The sequence below is a fragment of the Roseibium salinum genome, assembly GCF_026240905.1.
Lineage (GTDB): Bacteria > Pseudomonadota > Alphaproteobacteria > Rhizobiales > Stappiaceae > Roseibium > Roseibium salinum.
Genome location: NZ_JAPEVI010000001.1, coordinates 56,455 through 71,618 on the forward strand (window position 1 = coordinate 56,455; position 15,164 = coordinate 71,618).

At 60.7% G+C, this 15,164-nt stretch carries 13 protein-coding genes and 1 pseudogene; 4 read left to right on the forward strand and 10 right to left on the reverse strand.

Annotation, left to right across the window (positions count from 1 at the left end):
• Positions 1–9: 9 nt before the first annotated feature.
• The 4 genes from ON753_RS00285 to ON753_RS00300 all read right to left on the reverse strand — a co-directional run bounded on the left by ON753_RS00285 (position 10) and on the right by ON753_RS00300 (position 6,076).
• The gene (locus ON753_RS00285) at positions 10–1,764 is read right to left on the reverse strand and encodes a dipeptide ABC transporter ATP-binding protein (RefSeq protein ID WP_265960551.1); all 1,755 of its coding nucleotides are present in this window, start codon (positions 1,762–1,764) and stop codon (positions 10–12) included.
• Positions 1,764–2,909, reverse strand: a complete 1,146-nt coding sequence (locus ON753_RS00290; protein ID WP_265960552.1) for an ABC transporter permease — start codon at positions 2,907–2,909, stop codon at positions 1,764–1,766. The genes ON753_RS00285 and ON753_RS00290 overlap by 1 nt, the downstream gene beginning before the upstream one ends.
• A gap of 6 nt (positions 2,910–2,915) precedes the next feature.
• A complete protein-coding gene (locus ON753_RS00295) occupies positions 2,916–3,902 on the reverse strand; it encodes an ABC transporter permease (RefSeq protein WP_377047280.1) in 987 nt (328 codons plus the stop codon).
• Positions 3,903–4,147: 245 nt separating this feature from the next.
• Complete coding sequence (locus tag ON753_RS00300) at positions 4,148–6,076, reverse strand: ABC transporter substrate-binding protein (RefSeq protein ID WP_377047328.1); 1,929 nt, start codon at positions 6,074–6,076, stop codon at positions 4,148–4,150.
• A 230-nt stretch (positions 6,077–6,306) separates the two neighbouring features.
• On the opposite strand from ON753_RS00300, the gene ON753_RS00305 reads away from it, so the two are divergent.
• From ON753_RS00305 to ON753_RS00315, 3 genes and pseudogenes are all read left to right on the forward strand, one after another.
• The gene (locus ON753_RS00305) at positions 6,307–6,696 is read left to right on the forward strand and encodes a hypothetical protein (protein ID WP_265960554.1); all 390 of its coding nucleotides are present in this window, start codon (positions 6,307–6,309) and stop codon (positions 6,694–6,696) included.
• Between the two features lie 60 nt (positions 6,697–6,756).
• Positions 6,757–7,582: pseudogene (locus ON753_RS00310) on the forward strand (NAD-dependent epimerase/dehydratase family protein).
• Positions 7,583–7,608: 26 nt separating this feature from the next.
• On the forward strand, positions 7,609–8,484 hold the full coding sequence (locus ON753_RS00315; protein WP_265960555.1) for an aldose epimerase family protein: 876 nt from the start codon (positions 7,609–7,611) through the stop codon (positions 8,482–8,484).
• Positions 8,485–8,657: 173 nt separating this feature from the next.
• On the opposite strand, the gene ON753_RS00320 is transcribed toward ON753_RS00315, so the two are convergent.
• The 6 genes from ON753_RS00320 to ON753_RS00345 all read right to left on the reverse strand — a co-directional run bounded on the left by ON753_RS00320 (position 8,658) and on the right by ON753_RS00345 (position 14,164).
• Positions 8,658–9,713 carry a sugar phosphate isomerase/epimerase family protein gene (locus ON753_RS00320; RefSeq protein ID WP_265960556.1) on the reverse strand — a complete coding sequence of 352 codons (1,056 nt, stop codon included), beginning with the start codon at positions 9,711–9,713 and terminating at the stop codon, positions 8,658–8,660.
• Between the two features lie 173 nt (positions 9,714–9,886).
• Positions 9,887–10,513 carry a DJ-1/PfpI family protein gene (locus tag ON753_RS00325; RefSeq protein WP_265960557.1) on the reverse strand — a complete coding sequence of 209 codons (627 nt, stop codon included), beginning with the start codon at positions 10,511–10,513 and terminating at the stop codon, positions 9,887–9,889.
• A gap of 17 nt (positions 10,514–10,530) precedes the next feature.
• Complete coding sequence (locus ON753_RS00330; RefSeq protein WP_265960558.1) at positions 10,531–11,706, reverse strand: M24 family metallopeptidase; 1,176 nt, start codon at positions 11,704–11,706, stop codon at positions 10,531–10,533.
• Between the two features lie 3 nt (positions 11,707–11,709).
• Positions 11,710–12,126, reverse strand: a complete 417-nt coding sequence (locus ON753_RS00335; protein WP_265960559.1) for a cupin domain-containing protein — start codon at positions 12,124–12,126, stop codon at positions 11,710–11,712.
• A 5-nt stretch (positions 12,127–12,131) separates the two neighbouring features.
• Positions 12,132–12,968 carry a phosphoenolpyruvate hydrolase family protein gene (locus tag ON753_RS00340; RefSeq protein ID WP_265960560.1) on the reverse strand — a complete coding sequence of 279 codons (837 nt, stop codon included), beginning with the start codon at positions 12,966–12,968 and terminating at the stop codon, positions 12,132–12,134.
• On the reverse strand, positions 12,959–14,164 hold the full coding sequence (locus tag ON753_RS00345) for a Tm-1-like ATP-binding domain-containing protein (RefSeq protein ID WP_265960561.1): 1,206 nt from the start codon (positions 14,162–14,164) through the stop codon (positions 12,959–12,961). The genes ON753_RS00340 and ON753_RS00345 overlap by 10 nt, the downstream gene beginning before the upstream one ends.
• A 90-nt stretch (positions 14,165–14,254) precedes the next feature.
• Here ON753_RS00345 and ON753_RS00350 point away from each other — a divergent pair, with 90 nt between their 5' ends.
• Entirely contained in the window at positions 14,255–14,872 is a 618-nt protein-coding gene (locus ON753_RS00350; RefSeq protein ID WP_265960562.1) for a TetR/AcrR family transcriptional regulator, read from the forward strand.
• Positions 14,873–15,164: the final 292 nt, after the last annotated feature.

Consider the following 15,164-nt stretch of genomic DNA (forward strand, 5'->3'; position numbering starts at 1 on the left):
GACAGGCCCTCAGATGGTTTCGTAGTAGCGCAGACGTTGCTTGTGTCCCCGCGCGCGCGGGTCGGCCACCGGTACGGCCGACAGCAGCGATCTGGTGTACTCGTGCTGCGGCGCGGTGCAGACCGCTTCGGTCTCGCCGGTTTCGACAATGCGGCCTCGATACATCACGGCGATGCGATCGCAGAAGTAGCGGATCACAGCGATATCGTGGCTGATCAGGATGAAGCTCAGATCGAGCCTTTCCTGAAGGTCGAGAAGCAAATCCAGGATCTGGGTTCGCAAGCTCACGTCGAGGGCCGAAGTCGCCTCATCAGCGATGATGATGCGCGGGTTCGGCGCGATCGCTCGTGCGATGGACACGCGTTGCCGCTGCCCGCCCGAAAACGCATGCGGATAGCGCATGTAGGCCGAGCGCGGCAGTCCGACGAGGTCGAGCAGTTCATGGACGCGCTCGCGTATCTCACGCCCAGAAAGCTTACCTTCGACGACAAGCGGCTCCGCAATGATCTGGCCGATGGTCATGCGCGGATTGAGCGAGGAAAACGGATCCTGGAACACGGTGCGGATGTCGCGCCATGGCTGCGCAAGTTGATTTTCGCTCATCGGGGCGAGGTCGAGCTCCCGCCCGCTTTCATCGGTGTAAAGGATCCGCCCGGCCGTGACATCGTGCACGCGCTGCAGGCAGCGACCAAGAGTGGTCTTGCCCGACCCGCTTTCGCCGACGATGCCGAGATTCTCGCCGGTTCGCAGCTCCAGGTCGGCGTCGTCAACGGCAACAAGCCCCTTCACTTCTCCCCTGAACCAGCTCGAGCCCGCGCCGAATACCTTGCGGACATTGTCCGACACGAGGCATGGCGACCCCACCGGGCGAGTCTCGCGCATGGCCAGCCGCCGCTGGGAGGGGTGATCGAGCTCGCGAACCGAGTTGAGCAGCCGTTGCGTATAGTGGTGCTTGGGATCCTCGAAGATCTCGTAGACGTCTCCCGTCTCGACCACCTTGCCGAAGCGCATCACGGCGATTTCGTCGGCGATTTCAGCTACGACTCCCATGTCGTGGGTTATGAACAGGACCGCCATGTCGCTCTCGTCCTGGATCGACCGGATCAGATCGAGAATCTCGGCCTGTATCGTGACATCGAGCGCGGTGGTCGGCTCGTCGGCAATCAGGACGGTCGGGTTGCAGGCGAGCGCCATGGCGATCATCGCCCGTTGCCGCATGCCGCCGGAGAACTCGAAGGGGAACTGGTCGATGGCCTTCTCCGGGCGCGGGATCTCGACCTTGCGAAGAAGCTCGACCGTCCGCTCACGCGCGTCTTTTTTCGAGACCCGCTCGTGCAGGCGTATCGCCTCGCCGACCTGGTCGCCGATCCGGTGAACCGGCGAGAGCGAACTCATCGGCTCCTGAAAGATCATGGCGATGTCGCGCCCGCGCAGGCTGCGGATGGCCGATGACTTGGGATTGAGCCGCAACAGGTCGATCGTCTCTTCCTCAGCACCGCGGCGCGCCGTGCGGTGCCGGTGCAACAGCGCCTGCCCGCCTGTCACACGGCCGGGCGGATCGACGATCTGCAGGATCGAGCGCGACATCACGCTCTTTCCCGATCCGCTTTCACCCACGACGCAAAGCGTCTTGCCGGCGTGCAGCTCGAGCGAGACATCATCCACCGCGCGAAAGGCGCCGCGTTTGGTGACGAATTCGGTCGTCAGGTTCTTGAGTTCGAGAACCGTTGTGTTGGCTTCGGAGTTCATGGCTGTCTTGCTCATCAGTGGCTGTCCTGAACGTAAGGGTCGGCGGCATCGCGCAGACCGTCACCCAGGAAATTCAGGGCGAGTACCGCAAGGCATACGGCAGCACCCGGAGCGAAGAGCCAGGGCGCCTGGGCAATCGACCGGACGTTTTGCGCTTCTTTCAACAGGACGCCCCATGAGATGATCGGCGGCGTCAGGCCAAGCCCCAGGAAGGAAAGCGATGTCTCCGCGATGATCATTACCGGGATCGCCAGAGTGACGGAGGCAATGATGTGGCTCACCATCGACGGCATCATGTGGCGAAAGATCACCCTTCCCCGCGTGCAACCGTCCAGCCGCGCCGCCGTGACGAAGTCCTCGGTTCGCAGGGCCAGAAAACGTCCTCGGACCACACGAGCGAGTTCCGTCCAGGCAACCAGCGAAAGAATGACGGTTATCGCGAAATAGCGTGTCAACGGCGACCAATCCTGCGGAAGCGCGGCGCTCAGTCCCAGCCAGATCGGAATCGTCGGCAGAGATATCACCAGTTCCACGACCCTTTGAATCAACATATCGACACGGCCGCCGTAATAGCCGGAGATCCCTCCAAGGATCAGTCCGAGCACGAGGCTGAGACTGACGCCGATGAGGCCGATGGACATGGATATCCGCGTGCCATAGATCGTCCGGCTCAGCATGTCGCGCCCCAGGCGATCGGCACCGATCAGGAAGAAGCGTTCCTGAGGGTCTTCCGTGGTCAGCAGGTGTCGCTCCATTGGAATGATGCCCCACAGACGGTAGGGATCGCCCTTGCCGAAAAAGTCCAGGTAGATCTTGCGGTCAGGATCCTCCGTGAAGGTGGTCTGGAGCGTGAACGGGTCCCGCTCCGCCGTCAGGGCGGTGACATGGGGATTGAAGGACCAGCCGCCGTCGGGATGCCTGTCGATCAGGTGGATCATTTGCGGCGGATGATAGATATCCGCCGACGAGGTCGCGTTCGGATCGAATGGAGCGAGGATCTCCGCGAAGGCGCCCACGAAATAAAACAGAAGGACGATTATCGCGCCGGTCATGGCCAGGCGGTGCCGGCGGAAGGCAATCCAGATCAGACGCCATTGAGACGCAAAATCCTCCGGCGATTGCTCCAAAGCGCGGTGGTCGATGTCGATTTCAGCAGTCATTGAGGGTCACCGGAAACGAATGCGCGGGTCGATCACCGCGAGCAGGATGTCGGACACGAGCATCCCGACGATGGACAGGCAGCAGAGCAGAAGGATGAAGGCTCCCGCCAGGTACATGTCCTGCGCCAGGAGCGCCTGGAGCATCAGCGGCCCCGAAGTCGGCAGCGAAAGCACGAAGGCTGTGATGACGGCGCCTGATATCAGTTGCGGGAATGCCCAGCCGATCGTTGAGATAAAGGGATTGATCGCGATCCGCACCGGATACTTCATGATCAGCCGGAATTCAGACAGGCCCTTGGCTCGGGCGGTTGTCACATAGGGGCGGTACAGTTCATCCAGCAGGTTGGCACGCATGATGCGGACCAGACTTGCCGTCGCGCTGGTGCCGAGAATGATCACCGGGATCCAGATATGAGCCGCAAGGTCACCGATCTTGGCCAGAGACCAGGGGGCATCCTTGTATTCCTCGGAGAAAAGGCCGGATACATCCGACCCGAAATAAACGACCGCCACGTACATGAGCACGAGCGCGAAGAGGAAGTTCGGGGTGGCTAATCCGATGAAGCCTATCGTCGTGAAGAAGTAATCTCCGACTGAATACTTTCGAACGGCTGAGTAGATCCCGATGGGCAGGGCTACCGCCCATGTGAACATCAATGTCGCCAGTGCCAGGGTAACGGACAGCGCCATGCGCTCCCAGATCAGCTGCCCCACTGGCTGTTGCCATTCGAAGGAAATTCCGAAGTCGCCCTGAAGGACACCGCCGATCCAGTGAAAGTACTGGACAAGGAAGGGCTGATCGAAGCCGTAGCGTTCACGAAGTGCGTCCAACCTCGCCTCGTCCACGATATCGCCGGATTGGGCCAGCGTCGCAGCGAAGGACGTAAGATAATCGCCTGGAGGAGCGGTGATCAGCGCGAATGCGATGAGCGAGACCGCGAACATGAACGGGATCGCCCAAAGAATGCGGCGCGCGATGTAGGCAAACAACATCAGGAAACTCCCGTGGGAATTATTCTTCGGTTGGCACCGGCCCCTGCAGATCGATTGTCAGTCAAGGAATGCAGGGTGTAGCGAGTGCGTGATATCTGAGGGAACCCGAGGCTCAACTGCTGGCGCCATCGATCCGCTCGTCCAGCAAGCGGTGTCACCTTTGTCGGAAGCGACCTTCCACCTTACCGGCGTGAACTCGTGGGCGCTGCGGCGCTTCCAGTTCGGTAGCGCCGCAGGGGTTTGCCTTACTCGTCCTTCCAGAACCACGTCTGTGGCAGGGTCGGCGAAGGCGTCGCATAGTACCACGAACTCGGCATCTTCTCCGGCACGTTCATCAGGTCGTTCTTGACGATTCCGTAGGTCGGAATGGCTTTGGCCACGCCGATTACCTCGAACTCGTCGGCCGCGATCTGGGCGATCTCAAGCATCGTCTTGCGGCGCTCTTCCGGATCGGTCATGCCACGCGCCTCGTCATAGAGCCGCAGACGTTCCTTGATCGACGCCGGCGGCTCTTCGCCACTCTCGCCACCGCTCAGGTACCAGTCCCGCCAGGCAATGCCATAGCGGCTGTCATGGTGCACCGGAACAAGCATCTGGGGAATCTGACCCGCAACCCAGCTCTGCTTGGCGTTCCACACCGCGGCATCGTGATCGTTGCTGTTGGACGTGCGCTCGTAGAAGAACGTGCGTTCCATCGGGTTGATTTCCATGTCCACGCCCAGTTCGGCCCATTGCTGCTCGACCAGTTGCAGAGCATCCACCCAGACCGGATCGAACGTCGGGATGACGTCGACCTGGAACCGCACCGGTTCGCCGTTCGGCATCTGGCGCACGCCGTCAGGCCCGCGCTCGAGGCCAAGACCGTCCAGCAGTGCATTTGCTTGCTCGGGGTCGTGTTCGAGGAACTGCTTGGCGGTCTGCTCGTGGTAATATGGATGATCCTCGAACGGCCCGTGCTGCCACGGCTCACCTTCGCCCAGCATCACCGTGTCGATGATCTCCTGGCGATCCATGCCGAGGGAGAGCGCGACCCGGAAGTCCTTCCTGTTGAACAGCTCCCGCAGATCGGGATCTTTATGGGTGAGGTTCAGGTTGATGATCATATTGCTGCCACCGGGCGGTTCCGCAGCGAAAAAGTGGTAGTCACCTTTCTCACGGTTTTCGGCCAGTACGGGCCGGTTCGCCGGCGGATCAATGTGCCTGAGGCCGAAATCGATCCGCCCGCCGATGACACCGAGGATCAGGCTCTCGACATCCTGGTCGATCGGCGCGACGATCTGGTCGATGTAGGGCAACTGGTTACCCTCGGTATCGATCTGCCAGAAATAGGGATTGCGCTCCAGCACGACACGCGTCGTACCACCGACATAAGGCTCCTTGATCACCCATGGATCCAGCGTCGGGCGCTCCGGATTGCCCCAGCGAGCCGGGATCTCGAGGTCGCCGCACTTTTGCAGGAACAGGTTCTGCCAGTCGGTGGCTTCGTTCTTCGCGATCAGCTCATCCACATTGTCGTTGTAGGTGGGCAGGAACTGTGAACAGTAGTGCTTGGCGTAGAGCACCGGATGCTGCCCCAGCGGACTGGCGAGTTCTGCCAGGAAGTCGCCATAGGGTTCCTTGAAGGTGAAGCGTACGGTGTAGTCATCCACCTTTTCGACCTGCATCGGCTCACCGCCCGAGGTGTAGCGTGGCGGCGTAGGCGCGAACTCCTCATTCAGCACAAGGTCGTCGATGTTGAACAGCACATCATCGGCCGTGAACGGTTCGCCGTCCGACCATTTCATCCCGTCGCGAAGATAGAACGTAAACACGCGGCCGCCGTCTTCGACCTCGAAGCGCTCCGCAACGTTGGGCACGATCTCGGTATACTGGGGATCCCAACGCACGAGGCCCTGAGGTCCGACGACACGCAGAATGTGGTTGTGGTCGGAACTTCCCCGCAAGCCAATGCGCAGGTCGCCACCATAGGTCCCGATGGCGTTCAGCGGCTCCACCACCTCAGGCTCTTCGCCGACGCGCTCCGCCACGGGCGGCAGGCTGCCCGCCTCCACCATTGCCGCGAGCGACGGGGCTTGGCCGGTAGCCTCCTGTGCGACTGCCGGAAGCGCATTCAATGGCATGATCGCGCCACTCAGCATGAGGCTGGCTGTCAGACGCCTCGCCGGCAGGGACATGCCAGTTCCTTGATCTCGTCTCATTCTGTCCTCCCATTTTTCACGCCTCCTCCTGGCCACGGGCTCCTCACCCTTGCCGCTCACAGTGCGCACTAAAGTCGTATAACAGCAATTTACATTTTTCAACTGATATCGTACATTATTTTGTGTAGCGGCTCTGGCAAAACATGTTAGACAGTATCCTGCCAATAAATTGATCAAACACTATCTATCTGAATAGAAAGGCAAAAATGTCTGATATCAGTCTTTTCGAGCCAGATATTGCCACGCATAAATCGTACACTATTACGGACATTAGTAAGGCGCTGTTTGGGAGTTCCTCCTTTAAGATCAAGGATCAAGCCCGCGGATCCAGCTTTGGCAACAGCGCTTCAACGGTGGGTGTGGCCGACACGGTCTTCAACTCGATCGTGCGCCTGATCGCGGCAGCACAAGAAACCGTCGCCTGGGGTATTGCCCGGCGGTCCAACCCGATGCGCATGTCCGGCTGTCTTCGCGCGGCGCGAGATGAGCGCGCCGGAAACCAGCATGCAAACCGCATTCGGAATTCTGAACCAACGGGATCCGCGATGTACGATCACCTGAGTTGCGCGCGGCAGCGAATGTTCGAGGACGTCTGACACATGGCCAAGCACACCCCATCCGCCAACGGCTCAGAGCCAAACACGACAGGTCGACCCATGCAGCGGTCCGACAAGCGGATCGCCATTACCGGCGGGTCCGGCCGGGTCGGCACGGCGCTCCGGAATGCCCTTTCCGACAAGGTGGCGAGCATCAAGATCGTCGATATCGTCGAACCCGGCGAACTCGGCCCGAGGGAAACGTGGGACCGGGTCAACATCGCCGATGGCAATGAGCTCACACGGAGCCTGGTCGGCGTGGATGCCGTCGTGCATCTTGCCGGCTACCCGAACGAGCGCAGCATCGAAGACATCCTTAGCGTCAACGTCCTGGGCACGCATAACGTCCTCGAGGCTGCGCGCCAGAACGGGATTGAGCGCGTGGTCTTCGGCTCGTCGAGACCACGCGGTCGGCTTTTACCCGCGTCAGACACGGATTTCCGATACGGATCCGATGCGGCCCGACAGCCTTTATGGGCTGAGCAAGTGCTGGGGAGAGCTGGAGGCGGGTCTCTACTTCGACAAGTTCGGGATCCGCACGCTGAACATCCGCATCGGGAATGCCGGAGATCGCCCTTCGGATGCAAGAGCGCTCAACATGTGGGTCAGTGCGCGGGACCTTGCCCAACTCGTCCTGATCGGACTGGAACACCCCGACATCACCTGCACAACCGTCTTCGGCGTGTCACGCGTGCCGTCCAGTTGGTGGAACAACGACACCGCCACGTCCCTCGGCTACGCTCCCACCGACACCGCCGAAGCGGCCGCCGGGCCCGAAACCCAGCGAGAACGCCCGTCGCCGCTGCCGCAGATAGCCGAATTCTTCCAGGGTGGCCGTTTCTGCGTGATCGACCATGACGGCAAGATCCGACAGCGCCTGCCATGACAAGTGCGGAAACGTCATCCGCGAGCTTGCTTTCGGACCCGGCATCTGAACGTCACACCATCAGCAACCACTTTCTTGAGGCGACATTCCAGCCCCTGGCGGGCGGGCGTATGCTGCGCCTCCGTCATGCCGACCACGGCGATCTTCTCGTGCCACTGCAGGACGCATCCTTTGACCGGGGCGTCTGGCCCAAAGCGGGGGCCTTTCCCCTCTTTCCGTTTCACAACCGGGTGCGCGATTCCAGGTTCAGGCACGAAAGTCGCTTGATCCGGCTGAAACCCAATTCGGCGAACGGTGCGGACGTCATACACGGCCCGGCACACCGCCGCCGCTGGCGCATCACGGAGAAGGGGCCGGATTTCGTTGAGATGGTGCTGGACTACCATGCCGACCAGGAATGGCCGTTCGACTTCACGGCCGCACAGCGGTTCGAACTCGACGGCAATAGCCTGTCCATCGGTCTGAGCCTCACGAATTCAGGTCATGCGACCATGCCCGGCGGTCTCGGTTGGCATCCCTATTTCAAGCCATCGCGCGATGGGCTGGTCCTGACCGACGCAAGAAGCCAGTGGAACCCGTCCGGCCCGTCAGGGCTGCCGGAACGAAGACCCCGGGATATTGGTGCAGGGGGCAACTCGATCGCAATTGATTCTACGGAGCACTTTTCCGATTGGACGAAAGCAACCGCCTGCATCGGTGATGGCGCCGGGATCACTTTCTACAGCCACCCTCACCTATCCCATCTCGTCCTACACCGGAAAGCGGACTACCTGTGCATGGAGCCTGCTTCCCATGTCTCAGGTGCGCTTGCCGCATTGCCGGAAGCCAAATTCGGGCTGTGTCTGCTGGTGCCAGGCGCAAGTCTTTCTGGAACCGTAAGATTGTCTGTCGACCAAGGCTAAATGTCTTAGAATAGCCCGCCGTCTGAAGGATCATATGGAATTTTCCGATACTGGTCCGGCAGCCTACGCATTGCCGTCGCGATGGACAGGCGCAGCGGAACACGGCAGTGCGGCCAATGTCCGCCGTGCCGCGCTGCTAGCGACTGGACATTCCGGTGTCCCGGCAGGCACCTTCAGACTATGCCGAGCATACGCCGGTTGGCGGTCTCGTCCGTGCCGGCGCCGGCGAAATCGTCGAAGGCCTTTTCAGTCACCCGGATGATGTGGTCGGTGACGAACTGCGCGCCCTCGCGCGCGCCGTCTTCCGGATGTTTCAGGCAGCATTCCCACTCGACCACGGCCCAGCCATCGAAATCGATGGCGGTTAGTTTCGAGAAGATCGAACCAAAGTCGACCTGTCCGTCGCCGAGTGAGCGGAAACGTCCCGCACGGTCGACCCAGGGTTGATAGCCGGAATAGACGCCTTGGCGGCCGGTCGGGTTGAATTCCGCGTCCTTGACGTGGAACATCTTGATGCGATCCGCATAGATGTCGATGTGGTCGAGATAGTCCAGGCATTGCAGCACATAGTGCGACGGATCGTAGAGCATGTTGCAGCGGGCGTGTCCGTCGAGGCGCTCGAGGAACATCTCGAACGTCACACCGTCATGCAGATCCTCGCCCGGATGGATCTCGTAGCAGACATCGACACCGCAGGCGTCGGCGTGATCGAGGATCGGCCGCCAGCGTTTTGCCAACTCGTCGAACGCGGTTTCGATCAGCCCGACCGGCCGTTGCGGCCAGGGATACACATAGGGCCAAGCGAGCGCACCGGAAAAGCTCGCCATCGCGCCGATACCCATGTTGCGGGAGGCGTCCAGCGCCATCTTCACCTGTTTGACCGCCCACTCCTGGCGCGCCTTCGGGTTGCCGCGCACCTCCGGTGCCGCGAAACCGTCGAAGGCTGCGTCATAGGCGGGGTGTACCGCCACGAGCTGGCCTTGCAGATGCGTGGAAAGCTCGGTGACCTCGACGCCGTTCCCGGCTGCCACGCCTTTGAACTCGTCGCAATAGTCCTTCGAGGCCGCAGCCTTCGCAAGGTCGATCAGGCGACCGTCCCAACTCGGAACCTGGACGCCCTTGTAGCCGCAATCAGCCGCCCATTTGGTGATCGAATTCCAGGAATCGAATGGCGCTGCGTCGCCGGCAAATTGTGCGAGAAACAGCGCCGGTCCATTGATCGTCTTCATCGTCATACCTCTCGTTGTCAAACTGCTTGAACTGCAATAGGCAGAGCTGTCTTCATCGTGATACGGCGCGCCGCCCTTCGACGGGCGGGACTGCGGTTGTCGCGCAGTCCGCCATGGGTCAGCGTCGGTTCCGTCTAAGCGTGGTTCTCCGGGGCGCCTGTGGCGTGCCGGACCTACTCCGCGGCCGAAGCCCTTGCCGGTTGACCGATCGGGTGATGGATGATCTCCGTACCGAGTACGCCAAGATATTCGCGGATGAAGGCGGCCAGGGCCGTCCACCCCTCGGCGGTCACCAGATTGCCGTCGCGCAAGGCGTCCTTTCCGCCAATGGGAACGTAGGTTGCCCCGGTCAGTTCGACTTCAGGACGTGTGGTGAACAGCCCCGCGACACGCTTGCCCCGGATCACTTCAGGCACTGCAACCAGCACCTGGACCCCATGGCAAATCGCGGCGATCGGCTTGTCGTCGCGGTGGAATTCGCGGACGATCTCGCGAACGCGCTCATAGGTGCGGATGTATTCCGGACCCCGTCCGCCGGCGATGTAAACCGAGTCGTAGCTATCGGTCTTCGTCGTGTCGAAGTCCTGGGTCACCTCGATCGCATGGCCGATATGCTCGGTCCATGTCATCACACCGGGACCGAAGTCGTGAACCGAGGTCGTCACTCGGTCGCCCCTCTTCGTTTCCGGGCAGATGATATCGACGGTATGACCGACAGCCTCCAGCGCTTGCTGGACGACGAAAATTTCATACTCCTCCGAGTATTCGCCGATCAGCATCAGTATTTTCTTGCCATGCATTTACGCTTCCTCCTTCGTTATTCCCCTCCGCGGTTCCATCCGCGGCCGTCACTTCCGTAGAGCTCGTAGCCGTTTTCCGTGACGGCGAGGGTGTCTTCCAGCTTGATGAATCCGCGCGTTGGATGGAGCATCGTCGTCTCCACCGACAGGACCATGCCGGCCTTCAGCGGACTATCGCGATCGATGCCCTGATACGCGACGGGATGGTTGGTCATCAGGAAAGGTGCTTCGTGGGTGATGACGCCCATGCCGTGCGCGAAGAAATCGGTGCAGGACGCATTCGGTTGCTTCCGGAGTTCGGCCTCACCGGCCGCAATGAGGTCGCCTGCGACGGCGCCCGCCTTCACCTTGTCGAAAGCGGCCTGTTGCACCGTTTCGATCTCTGCGAGCAAATCGTGCAGTTCCGCGTCGGGCTCGCCCAGAACGCCCATGCGGCAGATGTCACCGATATACCCGTCGAGATTTCCGCCCGAGTCGATCGACAGGACCTCTCCCGATGCCCATGCCTGATCGGAGGATGCGCGATTGTGGGACGCACCCAATGTCAGCAGGCAGTATTCGAACTGCAGTCCCCGGGACGATTCCTCGACGCGAAGGCGGTCGATTATCTGCTTTTTCGTGGATCCTTCACGGGCCCAGGAAATGGTCGCCTTCATGGACGCGCTGATGCGTTCGGAAGCATCCTTCAGCAATGCCAGCTCGCCGGGCGACTTCACCGCGCGCAGCCGTTCCAGAACCCCGCAGGCATCGACAAGCGGAGCGTTCGAAAAGGCGGCTTCGAGGTCTCTCGCCGCATCCAGCGGAAGAAATCCGGGCTCGATCCCAATGCGCGGCGCGGCAGGACCTTCTGCTTTCAGGTGTTCAATCGCCCGTGCCATTGCGTCACGCGTTCCCCATGCAACCGGGAAGAAATGCGGTGTCCAGAAGGGATGATTGGCATGTTCCATCCCTTCCATCTTGTTGGCGACATAGGCCGTCTTTTGCGGCGCGCCCTTCACATAGACGACGATAGGTAGGTAGCGGCTGTGGCCGATCGCATCCATCGCGGAAAAGAAGATGAAGCGATAACCGCCCAGGAGATACTGAACGTTGTGCTTGGAGGTCGCCAGCAGAACGTCGATCCCTGCCTTGTCCATGAGATCGTCGAGGAGACGGAAGTCATATGGCAGCGCATCGGAGACTACATCTGCCATGGCTCATCGTCCCGTCGGGATCAGGTGAAAATCGGGAAGTTCCTTTAGCAACTCCTCCGGCCCGGCCGGTGAATAGACAACGAAAATCTGCATTTCGGTCTGCCCCGTGTTCAAAGTAGAGTGGAACCGGCTATCCGGAATGAAGATCGAGCAACCGGCGCGCACAGTCTCGGTGTGTGGCGTCCCGTCCTCGTCCTCGACCATTTGTTCGCCTTCTCCCTTGAGGATGTAGATGATCTCCTCGGATCCAGGATGGTTGTGGCGGGCATGTCCCTGGCCGGGTGGCACGGTCACGACGGCGGCCGAGAACTGTTTGGCACCGTTCACCCGAGGGCCGAGCGTGACCGACAGCTGGCCCCAGTCGAAACCGTATGCGTTGACGTCTTGGGGGTATTTGAAAAGATCCTTCACGTCGGTCATGGCTTTTATCCTTTCGCAGTGACGGTCTTGAATGCGCGGATTTGCTCGGCAATAGCGCGCTCTGCCGGCAGACGCTCGGCCGACGAGGCGCCGTAGAAGCCGTGGATGCGCTCGGCGTTCCTGAGGACGTAGGCGGCGTCTTCAGGCATTGAGATCGGCCCGCCGTGACATAGAATGATCATGTCCTCGCGAACGGACCGCGCCGCGCTTGCAATGGCGTCAATTTCAGTGACGCACTGATCCAAGGTCTTTGCCGACGTCGCGCCGATGGTGCCGCCGGTGGTCACTCCCATATGTGCCACGAGAATGTCCGCGCCTACCTTGGCCATGGCGATGGCTTCGTCCGGATTGAAAACATAGGGCGTCGTCAGCATGTCCTGGGCATGCGCTTCGGCGATCATGTCGACCTCAAGCCCGAAGCCCATTCCCGTTTCCTCGAAACTTTGCCGCATCGTGCCGTCGAAAAGGCCAACTGTCGGGAAATTCTGAACTCCGGAAAAGCCCATGGCCTTCAGCTCGGCCAGGAAACGGGGCATCAGGATGAAGGGGTCGGTGCCGTTCACGCCCGCAAGGACGGGCGTCCTTGCCACCACGGGCAGGACTTCGACCGCCATCTCCTTCACGATCTCATTGGCATTGCCATAGGCAAGCAACCCGGCCGCGGAGCCGCGTCCGGCCATGCGATAGCGGCCGGAGTTGTAGATGATAATGAGGTCTATTCCGCCAGCTTCTTCCGATTTGGCCGACAGGCCCGTGCCAGCGCCGCCGCCGATGATCGGTTCGCCGTTCTCGATCATGGCTTTGAAACGGTTGAGGATGGTTTTGCGCGGTATCAGTGGCATCGGGGCTCCATAAGTTCTTCAAAAGTGTCGGCAACAGCCGCGGCGAAGGCCGGGTCATTGATGTGGTAAGGCAGGAAAACCAGCCGGTTGTCGTCTTCGATGGTTTCCCGCAATGCGTCGAAAAGGGCGGCATCGACCTCCGGATCCCAGAACGCACCGCCCTCGATATCGAGCGCGGAGATGCCGTTCTCCGGTATCAGGAGCCGCACGGGGCCGTGGCAGGCGTTCAGCTTTTCACCGATCCATCGACCCATCCTGGCGTTTTCCTGCGCGGTTGTCCGCATCAGGGTGATGTTCGGATTGTGTTCGTAGAATTTTCTGTCCCGATAGTGGGCGGGAATGGTGTCTGGAGCCCAGAAGTTCACCATGTCCAGCGCCCCGACCGACCCGACCCATGGCGCGCCGGTGCGCGCGATGACATCCAGCCGGTCATGGTCGGCCGCGAGAACACCACCGAAAAGGAGGTCCGCGATTTCCGTGGTCGTGATGTCGACAATGCCGGATGTGAAGCCCTGCTCCAGCAGGCGTTCCATGGATCTCCCGCCGATCCCCGTCGCGTGAAACACGAGGCAGTCGAAGCGGTCGCGCAATCTGTCGGTGATGGCGTTCACGCACGTGGTTGTCACGCCGAACATGGTCAGCCCGATGGCTGTCTTGTCCTCGGCCGCCGCAGGACGCGGTGCCGTGACCACTCCGAGCAGGGCATGAGCGGCATTCGAAAGGATGACACGGCTCAGCCTGTTCAGTCCGGCAACATCGGTAATCGACGGCACCATAACGATGTCGGACGTGCCGACATATGGCGCTGTGTCCGCGGAGGCTAGCGTGGAAACCATGAATTTCGGGATGCCGTAGGGAAGTTCGCGCATTCCCGAACAGGCCATGGAGGTACCACCGCCACCGCCGACCGAGATCACTCCGGAGATATTGTCCGCGTTCCGGCGGCACCAGAGCGAGAAAGCCGTCCCCATGGCCGCAACCGCGGTCCCGCGGTCGTCTCCGCCAAGCACAACGCCTTCCCCCTCCGGGTGGCACGATGCAACGTCATGCGCCGAAACATCGACCTCGATTGTCGGCGCGCGCGTGCCCAGGTCGACAATCACTGCCTGCTGGCCCCCGGCCGTGATCAGATCGCGCAAATAGGCGAGTTCCTCACCCTTGGTGTCAGCCGTGCCGACAACATGAATCACACGCAATGCTTGTTCCTCCCAGTCGTCACGGCCGCTCTATCGGCGGCTTTCAAAAATACGACTTGACCCTAAATAGGACTCGAGTACCATATTGGGATGCAAGTCTCACGTCAACGCGATCAAACCTCCAAAAAAGATCTTCCGCTCAAGGGAGCGGCGGCCCGCACGCATGCACTGATGGTTTCCACGGCAACCGAAATGATGCGCAATGGCCTGTCGCCGTCGGTCAGTGAAGTGGCTGAAGAGGCCGGTGTCGCTCGCTCGACCGCCTACAGGTATTTTCCGACCAGATCCGACATGGTGCGCGCGGTCGTTGCGGAAGCCCTCGGCCCGATCCTGAACTGGGAAGACCGTCTCGACGGTGGCGACCGTGTCGCCTCCCTGTACGCGACCGCCTTTCCCCGGCTCTACGAGCACGAGGCAACCTTTCGCGCCGCGCTTCGTCAGTCGCTCGAAGTTAATGGGGCGGATGCGACGCTCGGTCGTGGCCATCGCCGGCAATTGCTCGTCAGCGCGACGCGCGATCTGGATCTCCCCGAAGATCAGGCAACGCGCCTGATCCGCGCGCTGTCTCTGACGTTCGGGGTAGAGGCGATGGTGGTTCTCAAGGACATTTGGGGGCTGAGTGACGAAGAGGCACAGAAAACGGCGCTGTGGGCGGCGCAGGCGATGATTGAGGCGGCTCGCCGGGAAACTACAGGGGGCAATGTCTAGATTGTTCAAATCTGGTCGGGCCAGATTGGAGCGCGATGCCGGCAAGCGTGCGAAGCGCACCGTGTCCGATGCAACCAATTTGTAATCGGAAAAATTGGTGTCATACTGGGGTATTTTCATAGCTTTGCCAGGTCATGGACTCGGTTGCAATGAAGTAAACATATCCTTGACAACTTGGCCAGTCTGGTACTACCAAAATTGTCATCGCGGCGTCGGTGACAGTCAGTCGAAGGAGGAGCAATAGGAGAGGAATCAGCATTTTAAGGCTGCTACGCAGCAAATTGGGAGGAGA

Coding starts and splice junctions, on each gene's coding strand:
- ON753_RS00285 (WP_265960551.1), bottom strand. CDS start 1,764: ATGAGCAAGACAGCCATGAACTCCGAAGCCAACACAACGGTTCTCGAA.
- ON753_RS00290 (WP_265960552.1), bottom strand. CDS start 2,909: ATGACTGCTGAAATCGACATCGACCACCGCGCTTTGGAGCAATCGCCG.
- ON753_RS00295 (WP_377047280.1), bottom strand. CDS start 3,902: ATGTTGTTTGCCTACATCGCGCGCCGCATTCTTTGGGCGATCCCGTTC.
- ON753_RS00300 (WP_377047328.1), bottom strand. CDS start 6,076: ATGTCCCTGCCGGCGAGGCGTCTGACAGCCAGCCTCATGCTGAGTGGC.
- ON753_RS00305 (WP_265960554.1), top strand. CDS start 6,307: ATGTCTGATATCAGTCTTTTCGAGCCAGATATTGCCACGCATAAATCG.
- ON753_RS00320 (WP_265960556.1), bottom strand. CDS start 9,713: ATGAAGACGATCAATGGACCGGCGCTGTTTCTCGCACAATTTGCCGGC.
- ON753_RS00325 (WP_265960557.1), bottom strand. CDS start 10,513: ATGCATGGCAAGAAAATACTGATGCTGATCGGCGAATACTCGGAGGAG.
- ON753_RS00330 (WP_265960558.1), bottom strand. CDS start 11,706: ATGGCAGATGTAGTCTCCGATGCGCTGCCATATGACTTCCGTCTCCTC.
- ON753_RS00335 (WP_265960559.1), bottom strand. CDS start 12,126: ATGACCGACGTGAAGGATCTTTTCAAATACCCCCAAGACGTCAACGCA.
- ON753_RS00340 (WP_265960560.1), bottom strand. CDS start 12,968: ATGCCACTGATACCGCGCAAAACCATCCTCAACCGTTTCAAAGCCATG.
- ON753_RS00350 (WP_265960562.1), top strand. CDS start 14,255: ATGCAAGTCTCACGTCAACGCGATCAAACCTCCAAAAAAGATCTTCCG.